This is a genomic window from Acetoanaerobium sticklandii, assembly GCF_000196455.1.
Lineage (GTDB): Bacteria > Bacillota > Clostridia > Peptostreptococcales > Filifactoraceae > Acetoanaerobium > Acetoanaerobium sticklandii.
Genome location: NC_014614.1, coordinates 2,117,630 through 2,136,360, shown reverse-complemented (window position 1 = coordinate 2,136,360; position 18,731 = coordinate 2,117,630). Strand labels below are relative to the sequence as shown.

Here is an 18,731-nt window from a genome sequence, read left to right as displayed (position 1 = left end):
AGTGTGAAAAATTATTTGATAAAAACCCTCAACGGAATGGCTCTAGGATTGTTTTCATCGCTTATTATTGGACTTATACTCAAACAAATCGGAGATCTGAGTTCTATAGAGCAGTTATCTTTATTCGGTAGAACTGCACAGTTTATGATGGGACCAGCTATTGGAGCAGCAGTAGCTCATGCCATAGGGGCAGGACCTCTTGTGATTTTTGCTTCACTTGTAACTGGAGCAATGGGAGCAGGCACTGTAAAGTTCGTAGAGGGCGTCGCAACTATAGGAATAGGTGAACCTATGGGGGCATTTGTAGCAGCTCTTATAGGAGCAGAGATAGGAAAAAGGATTACAGGAAAAACAAAAGTTGATATAGTGCTAGTACCAGCTATAACTATTATAGTAGGGAGCTTAGCAGGAATATTTATAGCACCTTTTGTAGCTATGATGATGAAGGCGATAGGGTCTTTGTTAAATAGAGCAACGGAGCTTCAGCCAATACCTATGGGAATAGTACTTGCAGTATTTATGGGTATGATTCTAACTCTTCCGATAAGCTCAGCGGCACTATCTATTGCGTTAGGATTAGAAGGCTTGGCAGCGGGGGCTGCACTTACAGGCTGTTGCTGTCAGATGATAGGTTTTGCAGTTATGTCTTATAAAGAAAACAAAGTAGGTGGGTTGATTTCTCAGGCATTAGGTACATCAATGCTTCAGATACCAAATATAATAAAAAATCCTCTTATTTGGATACCGCCTACATTAGCAAGTGCACTACTGGGACCTATTTCAACTACAGTTTTCAAAATGAAAGCTGATAGCGTTGGCGCAGGTATGGGAACTAGTGGACTAGTAGGACAGTTTTCAACATACTCCGTTATGGGAAATGAAGCGTTTATAGGTATAGCCTTACTTCATTTTTTACTTCCAGCTGTGCTTAGCTATGTAATTGCTATGTACATGAGAAAAAAAGGATATATTAAAGAAAATGACTTGTTGCTACAAAATAAGTAAGATTTATATATAATAAAAATTATGGTTGTATATTATACAAATTTGATTGACTTTTGTTTGTGAATCTGTTAACTTATGTAGGAATATATATTTTTTTACATATTGGAGGGAAGTATGCAAAACAATCAAATTATTGAAAACAAAGTAGTTACTGCAGATCCTACGGCATTAGGTCAGTTTGGTCTAGCAATGGTAACTCTAGTAGCAGCATCACAAAAACTAGGATTAACTGAAGGAACTGCTCTTGTAATACCATGGGCTATTTTCTTAGGAGCCTGCGCACAGCTTTTTGCTTCATTTAAAGATGCTCAAAAGAACAACATTTTCGGAACTACAGTTTTTGGAGCTTACGGGTTTTTCTGGCTAGGAGTAGCTATGACTTGGATGATTCAAAACGGAGTGTTTGGAGAAGCTATGGCAGCAAAAGCAGATGTTCGTCAGCTAGGAGTCGCATTTATAGGATACTTTATATTTAGTATGGGAGCTACACTTGTAGCTGCTGAAACAAACAAGCACTTATTCATAGTTATGTGTTTTATCGACTTACTTTTCTTAGGTCTGTTCTGCTCAGTTCTTGGAATCATGGAGCATGAAATGCATTTATTAGCAGCTTATTCAGAACTTATTATTTCATTACTTGCTTTCTACGGAGCTATAGCACATTTAGCAAACAACCATTTTGGAAGAGTTTTCCTTCCACTTGGAAAGCCATTTGGAATATTTAAAAAGTAATTAAGACATAAATACTCAAGGCGACTTGGGTATTTATTTTGCCAAAATTTCAATATTTGAGTTATAATTTAAATAATTTATCAAATTAGTATAAATTTTATTTTCTAGCATTTGACAGATTTAGTTTTAGGCGGTAATATTTTGTTATATAGAAAAGAATTAAAATGCATATTTATGCATAGATTGGGGTAGTTTTGTATGAAAATAACTCAAGAGTCAGATTATGCGCTTAGGATAGTACAATACTTGGCAAACCAAGAAGAGAGCAGAGTAGGTGCCTCCATAATTGCAAAAGAGCAGGATGTACCCCTTAGATTTGTTCTGAAAATTCTTAGAAAACTCAATGCTGCTGGTATAACAAAAGCTTATAGAGGAGTCTCAGGTGGCTATGCCCTGACAAAAGAGCCTGGTGACATATCATATAAAGAAGTAATAGAAGCTATCGAAGGTGACATTTACTTAAATAGATGCCTTGCAAATAAAACAAATTGTACTAGAGATGCAGCTGATAAATGCTCTATACATAAAAAACTTTTAGGAATCCAGAAATTTTTAGATGAAGAACTAGGAAAAGCTAGATTCTAATCACATAAGTTAGAAAAAAAAAGCTCTTTTGAGCTTTTTTTTACTTTCTATATTAATTCTGCTAGATTTGGGTATTAATGGCTTAGAGTTTTGTATGAGAGGGGATTAGTTTATGGATACAGTTCTAAAAGAAAAAATAAATTTAGGAATAAGTGCTTGTATGTATGGGTGCAAAGTGAGATACAATAAAAAAGGCTGGAATATGTCAGAGCTTTTTGGAAGAGATCAGACTTCATTTATTTGGCATCCTGTGTGTCCAGAGAGTTTATCTGGAATGGGGATTCCTAGAAGTCCTATCAGAGTCATAGGCGAAAGTGGAAGAGCTGTACTAGAAGGAAATGCAAAGATTAAAAATAGGGAAGGCAAAGATGTTACTGATATGCTCATAAAAGGCTGTAATGCCAGTATAGAAGCTCTTGAAAGGGCAAATGTCTTTGCTTTTGTATATATGGAAGGTAGTCCATCATGTGGAGTATATAGAACTACGCTCAAAAACAATCGTATGGGAAAACCACCAGGAGTTTTTGGAGCTATGCTTCTTGACAGAGATTTTTTCCTTATACCTGCAAATGACCTTCAAAGTCCAGTTAGAAGATGGGACTGGAAGAGAAGACTCTATGCTTTTGCTTGGGCAAAGGAAGTGGATATAAATAGTAAGGATGATTTGTTTCAGTTCTGGCATATAGTCAAGTTTTTGTGCCAAGAGATTGATGAAAAAACTGCTAGAGAAATAGGAAAAAGGCTAGCCGAGCTTCCAAAAGGATTTGATAAAGAGTCAGCTGAAACCTTAAGACACGAAGTAATGATGATATTAAGGCAGCCTTCTAGCTTAGAGAAAATCAAAAATAGACTTTGGAAGCACTATATGTATTTTAAAAGAAAAACAGGGGTAGAGCTTGAAAATGTAATGGAGCCTACTGATATGAGAAATATGAATCACATTGCAGATGAGCTTATGCTCATGGAAAAAACATCATTTAGTACAGAGGTGCTTTTTGGAGCAGCTCCTATACTATACAGAGGAAGATAAAATGACATAAGAGAGGAAAGAATCTATGGATAACGTTTTATTAGCATTTGGACTTACAGTTTTTGCTGGATTATCCACTGGGATAGGAAGTGCTATTGCTTTTTTTGCAAAGACAACTAGCAAGAAGTTCTTATCTATATCACTTGGTTTTTCAGCTGGAGTTATGATTTATGTATCTATGATTGAAATATTTTTTAAGGCTCAGGATTCTCTCATAGCTGCTCTTGGAGAAAAAAATGGAAGCTGGACTACAATTGCAGGCTTTTTTGGTGGGATGGCAGTTATAGCTCTAATAGATAAAATGATACCTTCTCATGAAAATCCCCATGAGGTTAGAAATGTAGAGGATATGCAAATTCAAAATGAACCTGAAGATGTAAGAGAGTATTGTCAAAAAATAGCTAACAAGGATAAAAGCGAAAAGATAAACGCAAGCAGAGAATTACAAGCAGAGGAATATGATGAAAAGGATAAGCAAAAGCTTATGAGAATGGGTGTATTCACTGCACTTGCAATCACTATACACAACTTTCCAGAAGGACTTGCTACCTTTGCATCAGCACTCCATGATCCTTCACTTGGTATAGCAATTGCAATAGCAGTAGCTATTCACAATATTCCAGAAGGAATAGCTGTGTCAGTGCCGATTTATTTTGCTACTGGAAGTAAGAAAAAAGCATTTATGTATTCTTTTTTATCAGGGCTTTCAGAGCCAGTAGGAGCTATAGTTGGCTATACGATTCTTAGACCATTTTTTAATGATGTGACCTTTGGTATTTTGTTTGCAGCTGTAGCTGGAATTATGGTATTTATTTCATTTGACGAGCTATTGCCTTCAGCTAGAGAGTATGGAGAGCATCATCTTTCTATATATGGATTAATCGGAGGGATGGCAGTTATGGCTGTCAGCCTTGTGTTATTCATGTAAAAAATATCCTCATAATGTGTAACCTATGTTACTGCGTATATTAGAATTATTCATTAGAATATGACTTATAGAGTATGAATATAAAATTCAAAGTGAAAAACATTGGAGGATATTATGATTAGAAAGATAATAACAATAGATGAAGAAAAATGTAATGGATGCGGACTATGCGTAGATGCCTGCCATGAAGGTGCAATAGCTATGATAGATGGCAAAGCCAAGCTTATTTCAGATGAATACTGCGATGGACTAGGAGACTGCTTGCCAGAATGTCCTACTGGAGCTATTAAGCTTGAGGACAAAGAGACTATGCCATTTAATAAAGAGCTAGTAGAAAAGAGAATGGCTGAAATCAAAGGGCAAAAAGAAAAGGAAAAAGAAAAAGAAAAAGAGAAAAAACCTTTATTTCTAGCTGATATGCCTCCGATGTTTGCAAATGTTCATGGAAGTGGAGATTCTCAGCTGAAAACTTGGCCTGTTCAGATTAAGCTAATGAACACCAAAGCAGGATGCCTAAAGGATGCACATCTTTTAGTAGCGGCAGACTGCACGGCCTATGCTTATTCTAAATTCCATGAAGAGTTTATAAAAGATAGAGTAGTGCTTATAGGATGTCCGAAACTAGATGACAATGAATTTTATATAGAAAAGCTAACTGAGATATTTAAGTCTAACGATTTGAAAAGCATTACAGTAGTTAAAATGGAAGTACCTTGCTGTAATGGAATGACCTACGCTGTAAAGCAAGCTATGCTTAAGTCAGAAAAAATTGTACCATATAACGAAGTTACTATTACTACTGAAGGAAATATCCTTTAGCATTTGCATTTCAAAAATAAATCTATTGACAGAGTACTATTTAGATGATAGTATTCTTTTAATTTAAAAAACCGTTGATACGGAGATAAAGGTGATTATGATCCCACAGAGAGCCCGCGAAGCTGAGAGTCGGGTGGAAAACAAATCATCAAATGGACCGTTGAGGGCATAGTCAAAGGCTTAGCTGAGTATTCTATGACGTGGAGACATACGTTAGTTGTCGGGGATATGATAGTATCCTACTAAGTGTGCGTTTTTTCGCAAATCAAGGTGGCAACGCGGATAATTGTAATTTTATTCGTCCTTGACAGATTATTTAATCTGTCAAGGACTTTTTTGTTGCTTAAATTTTTAGGAGGGAAAAATGATAAAACCAGATTTTAAGCTATTAAAAGAGCTATCGAAACAAGGAAAGTTTGATATTACACCAGTTAGTATAAGTTTTAAATCTAATAGTAAGCCCATAGATGTGTTTAATTTATTAAAAGAAAAATTTGAATGCACATTTATACTTGATGTAGATGATGAATATGGGAATTATGATAGATATACATTTATTGGATTCAATCCCAAAATGAAGGTGAGCTGTAAGGATTCAAATATGTGTTTAGGAGAAAAACGTATTTTTACAAAAAAACCTTCTGAAGTTCTCAGAGGAATTTTAAAGGAAAACAGAAGTCCTAAATTTGACTTTTTACCTCCATTTACAGGAGGGTTTGCAGGATATTTTTCTTATGATTATTTTAAGTATATAGAGCCAAGTGTTAAATTTACATCTGATAATACTTGTAACTTTAATGATTTAGAACTTTTTCTATTTGACAAGATAGTTGTTTTAGATAATTTAAATAATCTAATTACTATTATAGTTAATACTTCTCTATTAGAAATAGAAAAAAACTATACAAAAACTATTGAAGATTTAAATTGTATAAAACAAATTATATCTCAAGAAAACGAAAATTTAATGAAAAAAGGTAAATTAAAGAGTGAATTTTCTCCTGCTGTGAGCAAGAACGACTATATGCAGATGTTAGAAAAGTCTAAAAGTCATATATTTGAAGGAGATATTTTTCAAATAGTACTTTCGAATAAGGTTGAGGCTGAGTTTGAAGGTAGCTTGTTAAACGTATATGAAAATTTACGATTAATAAATCCCTCTCCATACATATTTTATTTGTCTACAGAAGATATAGAAATAGCTGGAGCCTCGCCAGAAACTTTAGTTAAACTTAAGGATAAAACATTAAATACATATCCGTTAGCAGGGACACGTCCTAGAGGAAAAACTGCTGAAGAAGATTTTAATTTAGAAAAGGAACTCCTTTTAGATGAAAAGGAAGTTGCTGAGCATAATATGCTTGTTGATTTAGGGAGAAATGATCTTGGAAAGATAAGTAAGTTTAATAGTGTGGAGGTTGAAAAGTACAAGATGGTAGAAAGGTATTCTCATGTTATGCATATAGCTTCATCTGTAAAAGGAGAAATATGTGATGGCAAAGATGCACTTGATGCTATTGAAGCTGTTCTTCCTGCCGGAACTCTTTCAGGAGCGCCAAAAATAAAAGCAGTTGAGTTGATAGATAAGCTTGAAAAAGATAGAAGAGGTATTTATGGAGGAGCACTAGGTTATATTAGCTTTACAGGAGATATGGATATGTGCATTGGGATAAGATTAGCGTATAAGAAGGGTGACAAAGTTTTTGTAAGAAGTGGAGCGGGAATTGTATCTGATTCTATACCAGAGAGTGAGTATAACGAATGTATAAATAAATCAGGAGCAATGATTGCCACTATAAATCTTTTGAAGGAGGGTTAGGACATGATTTTGCTAATAGACAATTATGATAGTTTTTCATTTAATCTATACCAAATATTTGGTTCTATAGAACCAAATATTAGAGTAATACGAAACGATGAATTGACTGTAGATGAAATAGATCTACTTTCACCAGAAGCAATTATTTTATCACCTGGGCCAGGAAGACCTGAAGACGCGGGGGTATGCATGGAAGTGATTAAAAAGCTTGGACACAAATATCCTTTACTTGGCATATGCTTAGGACATCAGGCAATATGTAGTGCTTATGGTTTAGAAATTGTTTATGCAAAACAACTAATGCATGGAAGGCAATCAGAAATCATTCTTGACAAAGAAAATACACTTTTTAATGATTGCAAAGAAAATATATTAGTAGCAAGATATCATTCTCTGGCTGCTTCAGATATAAATTTATCTAATGAGATAAGTATTATAGCAAGAGCAGAAGATGGTGAAATAATGGCAGTAAAGCATAAGAAACTAGATATCTATGGATTACAATTTCATCCAGAGTCAGTAATGACAGATGAAGGGGCAAAAATAATTAAAAACTTCTTAGAAATAGCAAGAAAAAAGGAGATAGCATGATAAAAGACGTAATAATTAAATTAGTTAACAAGCAAGATATCAGTTATCAAGAAACCTATGAAGTTATCAGTCAAATTATTAGTGGAAAAAGTACTATGGTTCAAAATGCTGCATTTTTAACAGCCCTTTCAACTAAAAATACAAAGTCTGAGACTATAGAGGAGATATTAGGAGCAGCTTTAGCAGTTAGAGATAATGCTTTAGAAATAAAACATGATATGGAAGTTTTAGATATTGTAGGAACAGGCGGAGATAATTCAGGAAGTTTTAATATATCTACTACTTCAGCAATCGTATTAGCAGCAGGAGGGATTAAAGTTGCGAAACATGGAAATAGAGCAGCTTCTTCTAAATGTGGGACTGCTGATTGTTTAGAAGCACTTGGAATTAATATAAATTTAAGTCCAGAAAAATGCAAAACATTGCTTGAAAAAATAGGAATATGTTTTATTTTTGCTCAAAACTATCACGAATCAATGAAGAATGTTGCACAAGTAAGGAAGGAACTTGGATTTAGAACGATTTTTAATGTGATAGGACCATTGGCAAATCCATCTAAACCATCAATACAATTCTTAGGAGTTTATGATGAGTCATTAGTTGAACCTATGGCAAAAGTACTTGCAAGTTTAGGTGTAGAAAGAGGAATGGTAGTATATGGGCATGATAAACTAGATGAAATTTCTATTAGCTCAGAAACTACAATTTGTGAATTTGCAGGAAAGCAAATTAATAAATATTTAATAAAACCAGAAGATTTTGGCTTAAGAAGATATAAAAAAGAAGATATATTTGGTGGAAACCCTAAAGAGAATGCAGATATTTTAAAATCAATATTAGAAGGAGAACAAGGTGCACGTAGAGATATAGTTAGCATAAATGCTGGAGCATGTTTTTATAGTGCGGGAAAAGTAGGGAGTATATCTAATGGAATATCTTTAGCAAATCAAATAATTGATTCAGGATTAGCACTTAAAAAATTAGAAGAGTTTAGGAAGATGTCAAATGAATAATATACTAAAAGAAATAGTGGGCTATACAAAATTTAGAATAGATGAAGAAAAGATGAAGATTTCGCTTGAAAAAACCATAGAGTTAGCGTTTTCTATTCAAACTGAATCAAATTTTAGATTTGAGAATGCGCTTAAAACTAAAGAAATCTCCCTTATATGTGAATGCAAAAAAGCTTCACCATCTATGGGAATAATAGATTACAACTATAATTATATAAATATTGCAAGAGAGTATGAGGCTTCAGGTGCATCATGTATATCAGTATTAACTGAACCAAAATGGTTTATGGGAAGTGATGATCATTTAGTGGATGTTGTAAAAAATGTTTCCATTCCATGCATAAGAAAAGATTTTATAGTAGATGAATATATGATTTATCAATCTAAAATTATAGGTGCTTCTGCAGTTTTGTTAATATGTTCTGTTTTAGATAAGGATAGTCTAAGAAGATACTTAAGAATATGTCAAGATTTAGGATTATCAGCACTAGTAGAAGTTCATACTGAAAATGAGATTGATATTGCACTCGAAGTAGGTGCTAGAATTATAGGAGTAAACAATAGAAACCTTAAGGATTTTTCAGTTGACATAAGAACTAGTGAAAGATTAAGAAAAGTTGTTCCTAGTGACGTGCTCTTTGTTTCTGAAAGTGGAATAAAAACAGAAAGTGATGTTAGAAGGCTAATAGAGATAGGCGTAGATGCAATGTTGATAGGAGAAGCATTTATGAAGTCGGATAATAAGTCCAAATTAATAGATAGCTGGAGAGGGAAAAAATGAGCAATTTAAAAATTAAAATATGTGGCTTGAAACATAATGAAGATATTGAATATGTAAATTCCGTAGATATTGATTATGTAGGATTTGTTTTTGTAGAAAAAAGCTCTCGTTTTATTACAGCAATTAAAGCCAAAGAATTAAAAAACAAGCTATCACCAACCATAAAAGCTGTAGGAGTTTTTGTTGATAAGCCTATCGAATATATTGTAGAACTAGCAAATAATAATATCATAGATATGATTCAGTTACATGGAAATGAAAATGAAAAGTATATTCTAGATTTAAAAAAAATCACAGATAAATCTATAATAAAGGCTTTTCAAGTTAATTCAAGTGAAGATTTAATAAAAGCAGAAAAATCATCAGCAGATTATATTCTTCTCGATGGTGGAAGTGGTGGAAGTGGTATTTGTATTGATTGGTCTATAATATATGAACTTGATAGACCATTTTTTTTAGCAGGAGGCTTAAATGCTGATAATGTAGCTAGAGCAGTAAGTATAGTTAACCCATATGCAGTTGATGTAAGCTCTGGAGTAGAAGTTGACTCAAAAAAAGACTTAGATGAAATAAAAAAATTTGTTATAGCTGCAAGGAGGTAAGTTATGAAATTTATACATAGTAGGGAAAATAATGCACCATATACTGTTATAAATGTTGGTGATATAAAGATTGGAGGAGGAAATTTTACAGTAATATCAGGCCCATGTTCTATTGAAACAAGAGAACAAATGAACTTAATTGCAAAATCAGTAAAAAAAAGTGGAGCTAAAATTTTAAGAGGAGGAGCATTTAAGCCTAGAACATCTCCATATTCATTTCAAGGTTTAGGAGAAGAAGCTTTATTGTTTCTCATAGAAACAAAAGAACGATGCAATATTCCAGTGATAACAGAAATTATGAACCAAACTCAGCTGAATTTATTTGACAAAGTAGACATAATACAAGTAGGAGCTAGGAATATGCAAAACTTTGATCTTTTAAAAGCTGTAGGAAAAACTAATAAACCTGTATTGCTTAAAAGAGGTATGGCAAATACTATTGAGGAATTACTTATGAGTGCAGAATACATTATGTCAGAGGGAAACAAAAATGTAATACTTTGTGAAAGGGGAATTAGAACTTTTGAGAAGGCTTCAAGAAACACTCTTGATCTTTCTGCTGTAGCTATACTTAAGGAAAAAACACATCTACCTGTTTTTGTAGATCCAAGTCATGCATCTGGAATAAATTTTTTAGTTGCTCCGTTGTCAAAAGCAGCAATTGCTGTAGGTGCAGATGGATTAATGATAGAAACTCATAATAACCCTCAAGCAGCGCTTTGTGATGGAGAGCAATCGCTTGATTTAAATGAATTCGAAGAACTTATGAAAGATGTAAAGAAAAGAGTTGAATTTGAAGGTATGATTTTATGATATATAAAATAAAAGGAGAAATAAAATGATTAAATCAAATGGAAGATTTGGAATTCATGGGGGACAATATATACCTGAAACTTTAATGAATGCTATAAATGAACTTGAAAAAGCATATAATTATTACAAAGAAGATGAAGATTTCAATAAAGAACTAACAGTTCTATTAAATGAATATGCAGGAAGGCCAAGTAGATTATATTATGCAAAAAAAATGACAGAAGATTTGGGAGGAGCCAAGATTTATCTAAAAAGAGAAGATTTAAATCATACAGGGGCTCATAAAATAAATAATGTTTTAGGACAAGCACTTCTTGCCAAAAAAATGGGAAAAAAAAGAATTATTGCTGAAACTGGTGCAGGTCAGCATGGAGTCGCATCTGCAACTGCTGCGGCTCTTATGGGGATGAAGTGCGTTGTGTTTATGGGAGAAGAAGATACAAATAGGCAGGCGCTAAATGTTTATAAAATGAAACTCCTAGGAGCAGAAGTTGTAAGCGTAAAATCAGGGACAAAGACACTTAAAGATGCTGTATCAGAAGCGATGAGGGAGTGGGTAAGTAATATAGAGGATACTCATTATTGTCTAGGCTCAGTAATGGGACCACATCCGTTTCCTGTAATTGTAAGAGATTTTCAAGCAATAATATCAAAAGAAATAAAATATCAAATAATTGAAAAAGAATCAAGGCTTCCAGATGCAGTTATAGCCTGCGTTGGAGGAGGGAGTAATGCTATAGGTGCATTTTATGATTTTATTCAAGACAAAGATGTAGCACTAATTGGTTGTGAAGCAGCAGGACTTGGAATAGATAAAATTGAAACAGCAGCAACTATAAATACAGGTAAAATAGGGATATTTCATGGAATGAAATCATATTTTTGTCAAAATGAGTATGGACAGATTGCACCAGTATATTCAATTTCTGCTGGACTTGATTATCCAGGAATAGGACCAGAGCATGCATATTTAAGTGATATAAAAAGAGTGAAGTATGTAGCAATCACAGATGATGAAGCGGTAGATGCTTTTGAATATCTTTCTAAAATAGAAGGAATAATACCTGCGATAGAATCTTCACATGCAATAGCGCATGCAATGAAAATTGTGCCAAATATGGATAAAGATAAGATAGTAGTAATAAATCTATCTGGTAGAGGAGATAAAGACTGTATTTCAATTGCAAAATATAGAGGGGAGAATATTTCTGAATGAATAATATAGAAAGAGTATTTAAAAATAAAAAGGCATTTATACCATTTATAACTTGTGCAGACCCGAATCTTGAAACTACAAGAGAGATAATCTTTGAGCTAGTTAAAAATGGAGCAGATATAATAGAACTTGGAATTCCTTTTTCTGACCCTACAGCAGAAGGGGAGGTTATTCAATCTGCAAATACAAGAGCGCTGCTAAATGGAGTAACGACTGATGAAATATTAGATTTTGTACAAGAGGTTAAAAAGAATCTTTCGACAGTACTTGTATTTATGACATATGCTAATGTTATATTTTCATACGGGGCAGAAAAGTTTATAAAAAGATGTTCTGAAATAGGAATTGAGGGAATAATTGTACCAGATCTTCCTTACGAAGAAAAAAATGAATTCTATCCTTTTTGTAAAAAATATGAAGTTAACCTTATTTCAATGATAGCACCAACTTCTGAAGATAGGATATCGATGATAGCCAAAGAAGCAGAAGGCTTTTTATATATAGTTTCTTCCATGGGAGTTACTGGAGAAAGAACCAACATAACAACTGATTTGGAAAAAATTATTAATATAGCAAAATTAAACAAAGATATTCCGTGTGCAGTTGGGTTTGGGATATCAACTCCATCCCAGGTGTCAAAAATATTAGAAATTGCAGATGGAGTTATTGTTGGAAGTGCAATTGTTAAAATAATAGAAAAGCATTCTATAAATTCGGCCAAATATGTAGGAGAATTTGTTAAGCAAATGAAATCAGAGATAAAATGAATAAACGAATTATGTATTTAGATTTACTATATAAAAATTATTCAATTATAAAACTAAAGACAATTTTACTCTTGGAATATAAAGTGTTTATTGTGTAGAAGTATAATTGTTTGAGGGAACATAAGATTTGTTAGAGCTTAAATAAGCTATTGACAAATCTATTTTTTTTGGTAAATTATAGTTAGCACTCGAATTAAGTGAGTGCTAACTATAACGAAAAATCTTAAATATAAATATCAAGTGAAAGGGAGTTATATGAATGGCAAAAAAGGAATTTAAAGCGGAATCCAAACGTCTGCTTGATTTGATGATTAATTCTATTTACACCCACAAAGAAATATTTTTAAGAGAGTTAATTTCAAACTCTAGCGATGCTATAGACAAGATATACTACAAAGCTCTTACTGATGAAAATATCAGTTTTTCAAAGGATGACTATTTTATCAAAATCGAAGCTGATAAGGATAATAGAATCCTAAAAATCAGTGATACTGGAATTGGTATGACAAAAGATGAGCTAGAGGAAAACCTTGGAGTAATAGCAAAAAGTGGCTCATTTGCATTTAAAAAAGAAAATGAAATTAAAGATGGATTTGATATTATAGGCCAGTTTGGAGTAGGATTTTACTCTGCGTTTATGGTTGCTGACAAAGTAACTGTAATTAGTAAAGCTCTAGGCGAAGAAAAGGGCTACAAATGGGAATCAACTGGAGCAGAAGGCTACACTATAGAAGATGCTGATAAGGCTGAAGTAGGAACTGAAATTATTCTTCATATCAAGCCAAATACAGAAGACGAGAGCTATGACGACTACCTTAATGAATATAGACTTCGCTCTATTGTTAAGAAATATTCTGATTTTGTGAGATATCCTATAAAAATGGATATGAAAACAAGCAAGCTAAAAGAAGGCAGTGAAGAAGAATTTGAAGAGGTAGTAGAAGAAGAAACCCTAAACAGCATGGTGCCACTATGGAGAAAAAATAAAAGTGAGCTTACTAAAGAAGACTACGAAAACTTTTACTCAGAAAAGCATTATGGATTTGATAAGCCTCTAAAGTACGTTCATATCAGTGCTGATGGAGCTGTGAGATATAACGCTATACTATATATCCCAGAAAAAATGCCATTTGATTTTTACACCAAGGAATATGAAAAAGGTTTGGAGCTATATTCTAGTGGAGTAATGATAATGAATAAATGCTCTGATCTTCTTCCAGATTACTTTAGCTTTGTAAAAGGGATGGTTGATTCTGAGGATTTATCTCTAAATATCTCTAGAGAGCTTTTACAGCATGATAGACAGCTTAAGCTAATAGCTAAGAAAATCAAAGATAAAGTAAAAAGTGAGCTACTTAGCCTACTTAAAAACGACAGAGAAAACTATGAAGAGTTTTTCAAAAACTTTGGAAGACAATTAAAATATGGAATCTACAGCAACTATGGAATGGAAAAAGAAGTACTTCAAGATTTGCTTATGTTCTACTCTTCTACTGAAAAGAAAATGGTTACGCTTGATGAGTATGTAGAGCGTATGAAAGAAGATCAAAAATACATCTACTACGCAGCAGGAGAATCAAACGATAGACTTGACAAGCTTCCTCAGACTGAGCTTCTTACCGATAAAGGCTATGAAATTCTTTACTTTACAGATGAGGTTGATGAATTTGCAATCAAGATGCTAATGTCATATAAAGAAAAAGAGTTTAGATCTGTATCTAGCAAGGATTTAGGAATAGATATGGAAGAAGAAAATAAAAAGACAGAGAAAATAAAAGAAGAAAATAAAGACCTGTTTACATTTATGAAAGAAGCTCTAGAAGGAAAAGTTACTGATGTTAGACCGTCTGTAAGATTAAAAAACCATCCAGTTTGTCTATCTGCTGATGGAGAGTTAAGCATTGAGATGGAAAAAATCTTAAGCGCTATGCCAAATGCTGAAGGAGCAAAGGCTGAAAAAGTATTAGAATTAAATATAAATCACGAAATATTCGAGAGCTTAAAGGCTGCTTTTGAAACTGATAAAGAAAAACTTAAAATGTATACAAACCTTCTTTACAATCAAGCTCTATTAATTGAGGGGCTAAGCATAACAGATCCTGTAGAGTTTACAAACAATATCTGTAAGCTAATGTCATAAACTATAAACTATCAAAATTAACAAAGGCCCCAGCAAAATCTGCAGGGGTCTTTAATATACAAAAAACTAAAACTGTCTCATGATAATTCCAAGTATTAAAAGATGAGCAGGATAAAATCCATAATATACCCATCTTGGGAGCATATTTGGAGCTACATCCTTAAATCGCTTGATGATTGGAACCGTAAGTAAGGAAGCGCTTTGAACTATCATAGTAGAAACATTAATAAGCAAAGGCAGAATATATATGAGCTTAGGGTAGATGGACTTTTCTTCAATAGAAAAGTTATAAAAGACTAGAACCATTGCTACTCCATACATCATATAGTCAGTTCTCAAAAAGAAAGCTACTAATATCATAGCTACTACTCCAAGATAACTAAGAGCTACATTTTTTCTGTCGTTTTTATATTCCTTTGCTTGGTTTATAAACTTAATAGCCATAAGTGCAAAGCAAAAAGTAAATCCGATATTTAGCCCTGGATGACCTATAATTGCTGGACTTGCAAAGAAAGTAACCCCAGGCAAAAATGATTTAAATGAAAGCTCAAGTAGTGACATATCAGCCATGCTTACTGAAGGTGACGAGTAAACAAATGGAATTTGTGAAATAAAGGCAAAAATGAGCATTCTAGATATATAAATATCTAAATCCCTTGTTCTTTTGGCCCCAGTTGCAACCATATAGGCAAATATTGGAAAAGATAACCTTCCTATAATGCGCAGGAAAAAAAACTGAGGGAGTAACTTAGCACCGATATGGTCGATTAGCATAACTACAAGTGCGATGAATTTTAGCATGATATCCTCCTAAGCTTCTAATTCATAGCTATATGAATATATATCATATTTATTATGAATATAGTTTAATGTTTTCCAGATGTCTTCTTCATTCTGACCAAAAGTAAGAATATAAATTTTGATGCTCATGTGGTTTGTTTCATCAGAGCGTCTGCTTTCTATTCCTCTAATAGTAATATTTTTGTTTTCAACAGAGGATCTAAAGCTTTTTATAACTTCCTCTTCCTGAGCATCATTGCATTGAAGCTTTATTTTATAGTTGAACTCTGTATCTCTATTGCCGTATTTGCTATGCTCGACTCTTATCGCAAGAGGTTTTAGAAAAATATTAGCACCTAGAATAAAAGCAGTTCCTACAAAGGCATAGTTTATATACCCCTGGCTGATAAGCAGACCAAGAGCCGCAGAGCACCAAAGTGTGGCAGCAGTGTTTAATCCTCTAATGCTAAAGCCATCTCTGATTATAACTCCACCACCAAGAAAACCAATTCCAGATATGACCTGTGAGGCTAATCTCGCTTGTTCATTCGCAGAGTCATGCATGGCAAAGGATAAAAATAAAAATGAGCCCATACAGACTAAAACATTTGTAACTACCGCTGACATCTTGTGCCGCAGCTGTCTTTCTAAACCGATAATTAATCCGCAAATGAAAGCAATAAATAGTCGCTGGATGAATATATCTATAGGCATAGGAACCTCCGTTAATATTACGTTTTTTATAATTATCATTATACTACTTTAGTTATGATATCAGTAATTTTTAAACTATTTCTGATTTATAAATTTATCTGCTAATAAGCGTTTTTTATTTATGTTACTTTTATTTATATCTTAAATTATAGCTAAGTGCAATTGATTAATTCTAATTATTGGGTATTAATAAGATGTAAAATCAATATAATAGTACTTTTAAACCTAATATTCTATTTAGAAAAAATTTATGGATAATATATTGCGTTTAATAAACAAAAATGATACAATTAAACAAAAGTTATATTAATAAACAAAAGTTTAATTTTGTAAGTTGGAGAAGGATTGGAGGTTGGCATGACTTCTAGAGAAAGAGAAATATTGGAAATACTAAAAAAAGAACCCATGATAGCTCAGCAAGCCCTAGCAGATAGACTGAAGCTTAACAGGTCATCGGTGGCTGTTCACATAGCGAATCTTATGAAAAAAGGTTATATTATGGGAAAAGGCTATATAGTGAGCGAAGAAAAAAAAGTCACTGTAATTGGAGGCTCAAACATAGACCTTCAAGGATTTCCAAATGAAAGCTTAAAGCTATATGATTCAAACCCAGGAAAGATTGAGACATCGCTAGGTGGAGTAGGTAGAAACATATCAGAAAACCTAGCAAAGCTCGATATTCCAGTGAGACTTATATCGGCAGTAGGCAATGACTTTTACGGACAAAAGCTCATAAAAGAAAGCGAAGATATGGGTATAGATATGAAAAGCTCCTTGATATCTGATAGCTATCCTACATCGATGTATTTATCTATAATGGATGAGCAAAATGACATGCGAGTTGCTATATCTCAAATGGAAATATACGAGCTAATAGATGAGACCTTCATTCAGGAAAATCAGCTGCTTTTAAAAAATGCCAATATAATCGTACTGGACACCAACATTCCTAAAAAAACTATAGATTATATTGGGATGAATTTTTCAGATATCCCGATATTTGTAGACCCAGTATCCAGTAAAAAAGCTATGAGATTAAAGGATTCACTAAAGTATATCCACACTATTAAACCTAATAGACATGAAGTAAGCGACTTACTTGGAATTCCAGCAGATACCATAGATGATATAAGAAAAGCTGGAGAAAAATTCTTAGAAAAAGGCTTGAAGCAAGTATTTATAAGTATGGGCAGTGAAGGTGTGTTTGCCTGTGATGAAAAAAGTGAAGTTTTTCTTAAGGCAAAAGCAAAGGATATAAAAAGTGCAACAGGAGCAGGAGATGCTTTTATGGCTGGGATTATCAGCTCCTATCTAAAGGGAAGTCAGCTTGATAAAGCCTGCACCTATGCGACTGGAGCTTCACTTACAGCACTGAAAAGCTACAGTACAATTAATCCAGCAATGTCAGAATCAGAAATAGAAAAAACGCTAACTGATATAGAATTTGAAATTAAATTATATTAAAAACGGAGGATAATTATGAAAAATTATTTAGAACTTAGTCCAGAGGTAGAAAAAGCAATAGTGGAAAAAAGACCAGTAGTAGCACTTGAATCGACCATCATATCACATGGTATGCCTTATCCACAGAACCTAGAAACAGCTCTTAAGGTAGAAGAAATCGTAAGATCATATGGCGCAGTACCTGCCACTATAGGAATAATAAAAGGTAAGCTAAAGGCAGGACTTACAAGAGAGGAACTAGAATATTTTGCAACAGCTAAAGACATAGTAAAAGCAAGTAGAAGAGATTTACCTTATATCACAGCAAACAAAATGAATGGAGCAACTACAGTAGCATCTACTATGATAATTGCTCACATGGCAGGAATAAAGGTATTTGTTACAGGAGGAATAGGCGGAGTGCATAGAGGCGCTACAGATACCTTTGATATCTCAGCAGACCTTATGGAGCTAGCTCAGACACCTGTTGCAGTAATCTGTGCAGGAGCAAAATCTATACTAGATATCGGACTTACGTTAGAGTATTTAGAAACTCAAGGAGTTCCCGTACTAGGCTACCAAACAGAGGATTTCCCAGCTTTTTACACTAGAGAAAGTGGATACAAAGCTGACTATAGTATAGAGAGTCCACAGCTAATGGCAAGGGTTATAGCAGATAAATGGAACATGAAGCTAAAAGGTGGAGTAGTAATTGGAAATCCTATCCCAAAAGAGCATGAGCTAGAGCCAACATTTATCAATAAGTCTATTGAAGAAGCTTTAGAAAAAGCTGAAGCAGGTGGAATAAAAGGAAAGAAGGTAACACCATTCTTACTTGACTACCTTAAGAGTGCAACAAAAGGAGATAGCCTAGCTGCAAACATAGAGCTAGTATATAACAATGCGAGAGTAGGCTCTCAAATAGCAGTAGAGCTAGCTAAATTAGATTAATT

At 33.5% G+C, this 18,731-nt stretch carries 19 protein-coding genes; 17 read left to right on the top strand and 2 right to left on the bottom strand.

Annotation, left to right across the window (positions count from 1 at the left end):
- The first annotated feature begins 3 nt into the window (after positions 1 to 3).
- The 15 genes from CLOST_RS10095 to htpG all read left to right on the top strand — a co-directional run bounded on the left by CLOST_RS10095 (position 4) and on the right by htpG (position 14,841).
- Positions 4 to 1,005: a PTS sugar transporter subunit IIC gene (locus tag CLOST_RS10095; RefSeq protein ID WP_013362213.1), complete on the top strand. Its 1,002-nt coding sequence runs from the start codon at positions 4 to 6 to the stop codon at positions 1,003 to 1,005.
- Between the two features lie 114 nt (positions 1,006 to 1,119).
- Positions 1,120 to 1,737, top strand: a complete 618-nt coding sequence (locus CLOST_RS10090) for an acetate uptake transporter (protein ID WP_013362212.1) — start codon at positions 1,120 to 1,122, stop codon at positions 1,735 to 1,737.
- A gap of 198 nt (positions 1,738 to 1,935) precedes the next feature.
- Entirely contained in the window at positions 1,936 to 2,322 is a 387-nt protein-coding gene (locus CLOST_RS10085) for an RrF2 family transcriptional regulator (protein ID WP_013362211.1), read from the top strand.
- 112 nt (positions 2,323 to 2,434) lie between these two features.
- Positions 2,435 to 3,352 (top strand): 2-thiouracil desulfurase family protein, encoded by a 918-nt coding sequence (locus CLOST_RS10080; protein ID WP_013362210.1) that lies wholly within the window; start codon positions 2,435 to 2,437, stop codon positions 3,350 to 3,352.
- 25 nt (positions 3,353 to 3,377) lie between these two features.
- Positions 3,378 to 4,280, top strand: coding sequence for a zinc transporter ZupT (zupT, locus tag CLOST_RS10075; RefSeq protein ID WP_013362209.1), 903 nt, complete (start codon positions 3,378 to 3,380; stop codon positions 4,278 to 4,280).
- A 114-nt stretch (positions 4,281 to 4,394) separates the two neighbouring features.
- Entirely contained in the window at positions 4,395 to 5,099 is a 705-nt protein-coding gene (locus CLOST_RS10070; RefSeq protein WP_013362208.1) for an ATP-binding protein, read from the top strand.
- A gap of 364 nt (positions 5,100 to 5,463) precedes the next feature.
- Positions 5,464 to 6,918 carry an anthranilate synthase component I family protein gene (locus tag CLOST_RS10065; RefSeq protein ID WP_013362207.1) on the top strand — a complete coding sequence of 485 codons (1,455 nt, stop codon included), beginning with the start codon at positions 5,464 to 5,466 and terminating at the stop codon, positions 6,916 to 6,918.
- A gap of 3 nt (positions 6,919 to 6,921) precedes the next feature.
- On the top strand, positions 6,922 to 7,509 hold the full coding sequence (locus CLOST_RS10060; RefSeq protein WP_013362206.1) for an anthranilate synthase component II: 588 nt from the start codon (positions 6,922 to 6,924) through the stop codon (positions 7,507 to 7,509).
- Positions 7,506 to 8,522 (top strand): anthranilate phosphoribosyltransferase, encoded by a 1,017-nt coding sequence (gene trpD, locus CLOST_RS10055; RefSeq protein ID WP_013362205.1) that lies wholly within the window; start codon positions 7,506 to 7,508, stop codon positions 8,520 to 8,522. The genes CLOST_RS10060 and trpD overlap by 4 nt, the downstream gene beginning before the upstream one ends.
- Positions 8,515 to 9,303 carry an indole-3-glycerol phosphate synthase TrpC gene (gene trpC, locus CLOST_RS10050; RefSeq protein ID WP_013362204.1) on the top strand — a complete coding sequence of 263 codons (789 nt, stop codon included), beginning with the start codon at positions 8,515 to 8,517 and terminating at the stop codon, positions 9,301 to 9,303. The genes trpD and trpC overlap by 8 nt, the downstream gene beginning before the upstream one ends.
- Positions 9,300 to 9,905 carry a phosphoribosylanthranilate isomerase gene (locus CLOST_RS10045; RefSeq protein ID WP_013362203.1) on the top strand — a complete coding sequence of 202 codons (606 nt, stop codon included), beginning with the start codon at positions 9,300 to 9,302 and terminating at the stop codon, positions 9,903 to 9,905. The genes trpC and CLOST_RS10045 overlap by 4 nt, the downstream gene beginning before the upstream one ends.
- A gap of 3 nt (positions 9,906 to 9,908) precedes the next feature.
- Complete coding sequence (aroF, locus tag CLOST_RS10040) at positions 9,909 to 10,718, top strand: 3-deoxy-7-phosphoheptulonate synthase (protein WP_013362202.1); 810 nt, start codon at positions 9,909 to 9,911, stop codon at positions 10,716 to 10,718.
- A 25-nt stretch (positions 10,719 to 10,743) separates the two neighbouring features.
- A complete protein-coding gene (gene trpB, locus CLOST_RS10035; protein WP_013362201.1) occupies positions 10,744 to 11,934 on the top strand; it encodes a tryptophan synthase subunit beta in 1,191 nt (396 codons plus the stop codon).
- On the top strand, positions 11,931 to 12,701 hold the full coding sequence (trpA, locus tag CLOST_RS10030) for a tryptophan synthase subunit alpha (RefSeq protein WP_013362200.1): 771 nt from the start codon (positions 11,931 to 11,933) through the stop codon (positions 12,699 to 12,701). The genes trpB and trpA overlap by 4 nt, the downstream gene beginning before the upstream one ends.
- 259 nt (positions 12,702 to 12,960) lie before the next feature.
- The gene (htpG, locus tag CLOST_RS10025; protein WP_013362199.1) at positions 12,961 to 14,841 is read left to right on the top strand and encodes a molecular chaperone HtpG; all 1,881 of its coding nucleotides are present in this window, start codon (positions 12,961 to 12,963) and stop codon (positions 14,839 to 14,841) included.
- A 66-nt stretch (positions 14,842 to 14,907) separates the two neighbouring features.
- Here the strand turns inward: htpG and CLOST_RS10020 are convergent, their stop codons facing one another.
- Both CLOST_RS10020 and CLOST_RS13610 read right to left on the bottom strand, forming a co-directional pair.
- A complete protein-coding gene (locus tag CLOST_RS10020; RefSeq protein WP_013362198.1) occupies positions 14,908 to 15,642 on the bottom strand; it encodes a TraX family protein in 735 nt (244 codons plus the stop codon).
- A gap of 9 nt (positions 15,643 to 15,651) precedes the next feature.
- Positions 15,652 to 16,335: an MgtC/SapB family protein gene (locus CLOST_RS13610; protein ID WP_049779793.1), complete on the bottom strand. Its 684-nt coding sequence runs from the start codon at positions 16,333 to 16,335 to the stop codon at positions 15,652 to 15,654.
- A gap of 357 nt (positions 16,336 to 16,692) precedes the next feature.
- Here CLOST_RS13610 and CLOST_RS10010 point away from each other — a divergent pair, with 357 nt between their 5' ends.
- A complete protein-coding gene (locus CLOST_RS10010; protein ID WP_041487188.1) occupies positions 16,693 to 17,799 on the top strand; it encodes a PfkB family carbohydrate kinase in 1,107 nt (368 codons plus the stop codon).
- A gap of 15 nt (positions 17,800 to 17,814) precedes the next feature.
- Positions 17,815 to 18,729: a pseudouridine-5'-phosphate glycosidase gene (locus CLOST_RS10005; protein WP_013362195.1), complete on the top strand. Its 915-nt coding sequence runs from the start codon at positions 17,815 to 17,817 to the stop codon at positions 18,727 to 18,729.
- The last annotated feature ends 2 nt before the right edge of the window (positions 18,730 to 18,731 follow it).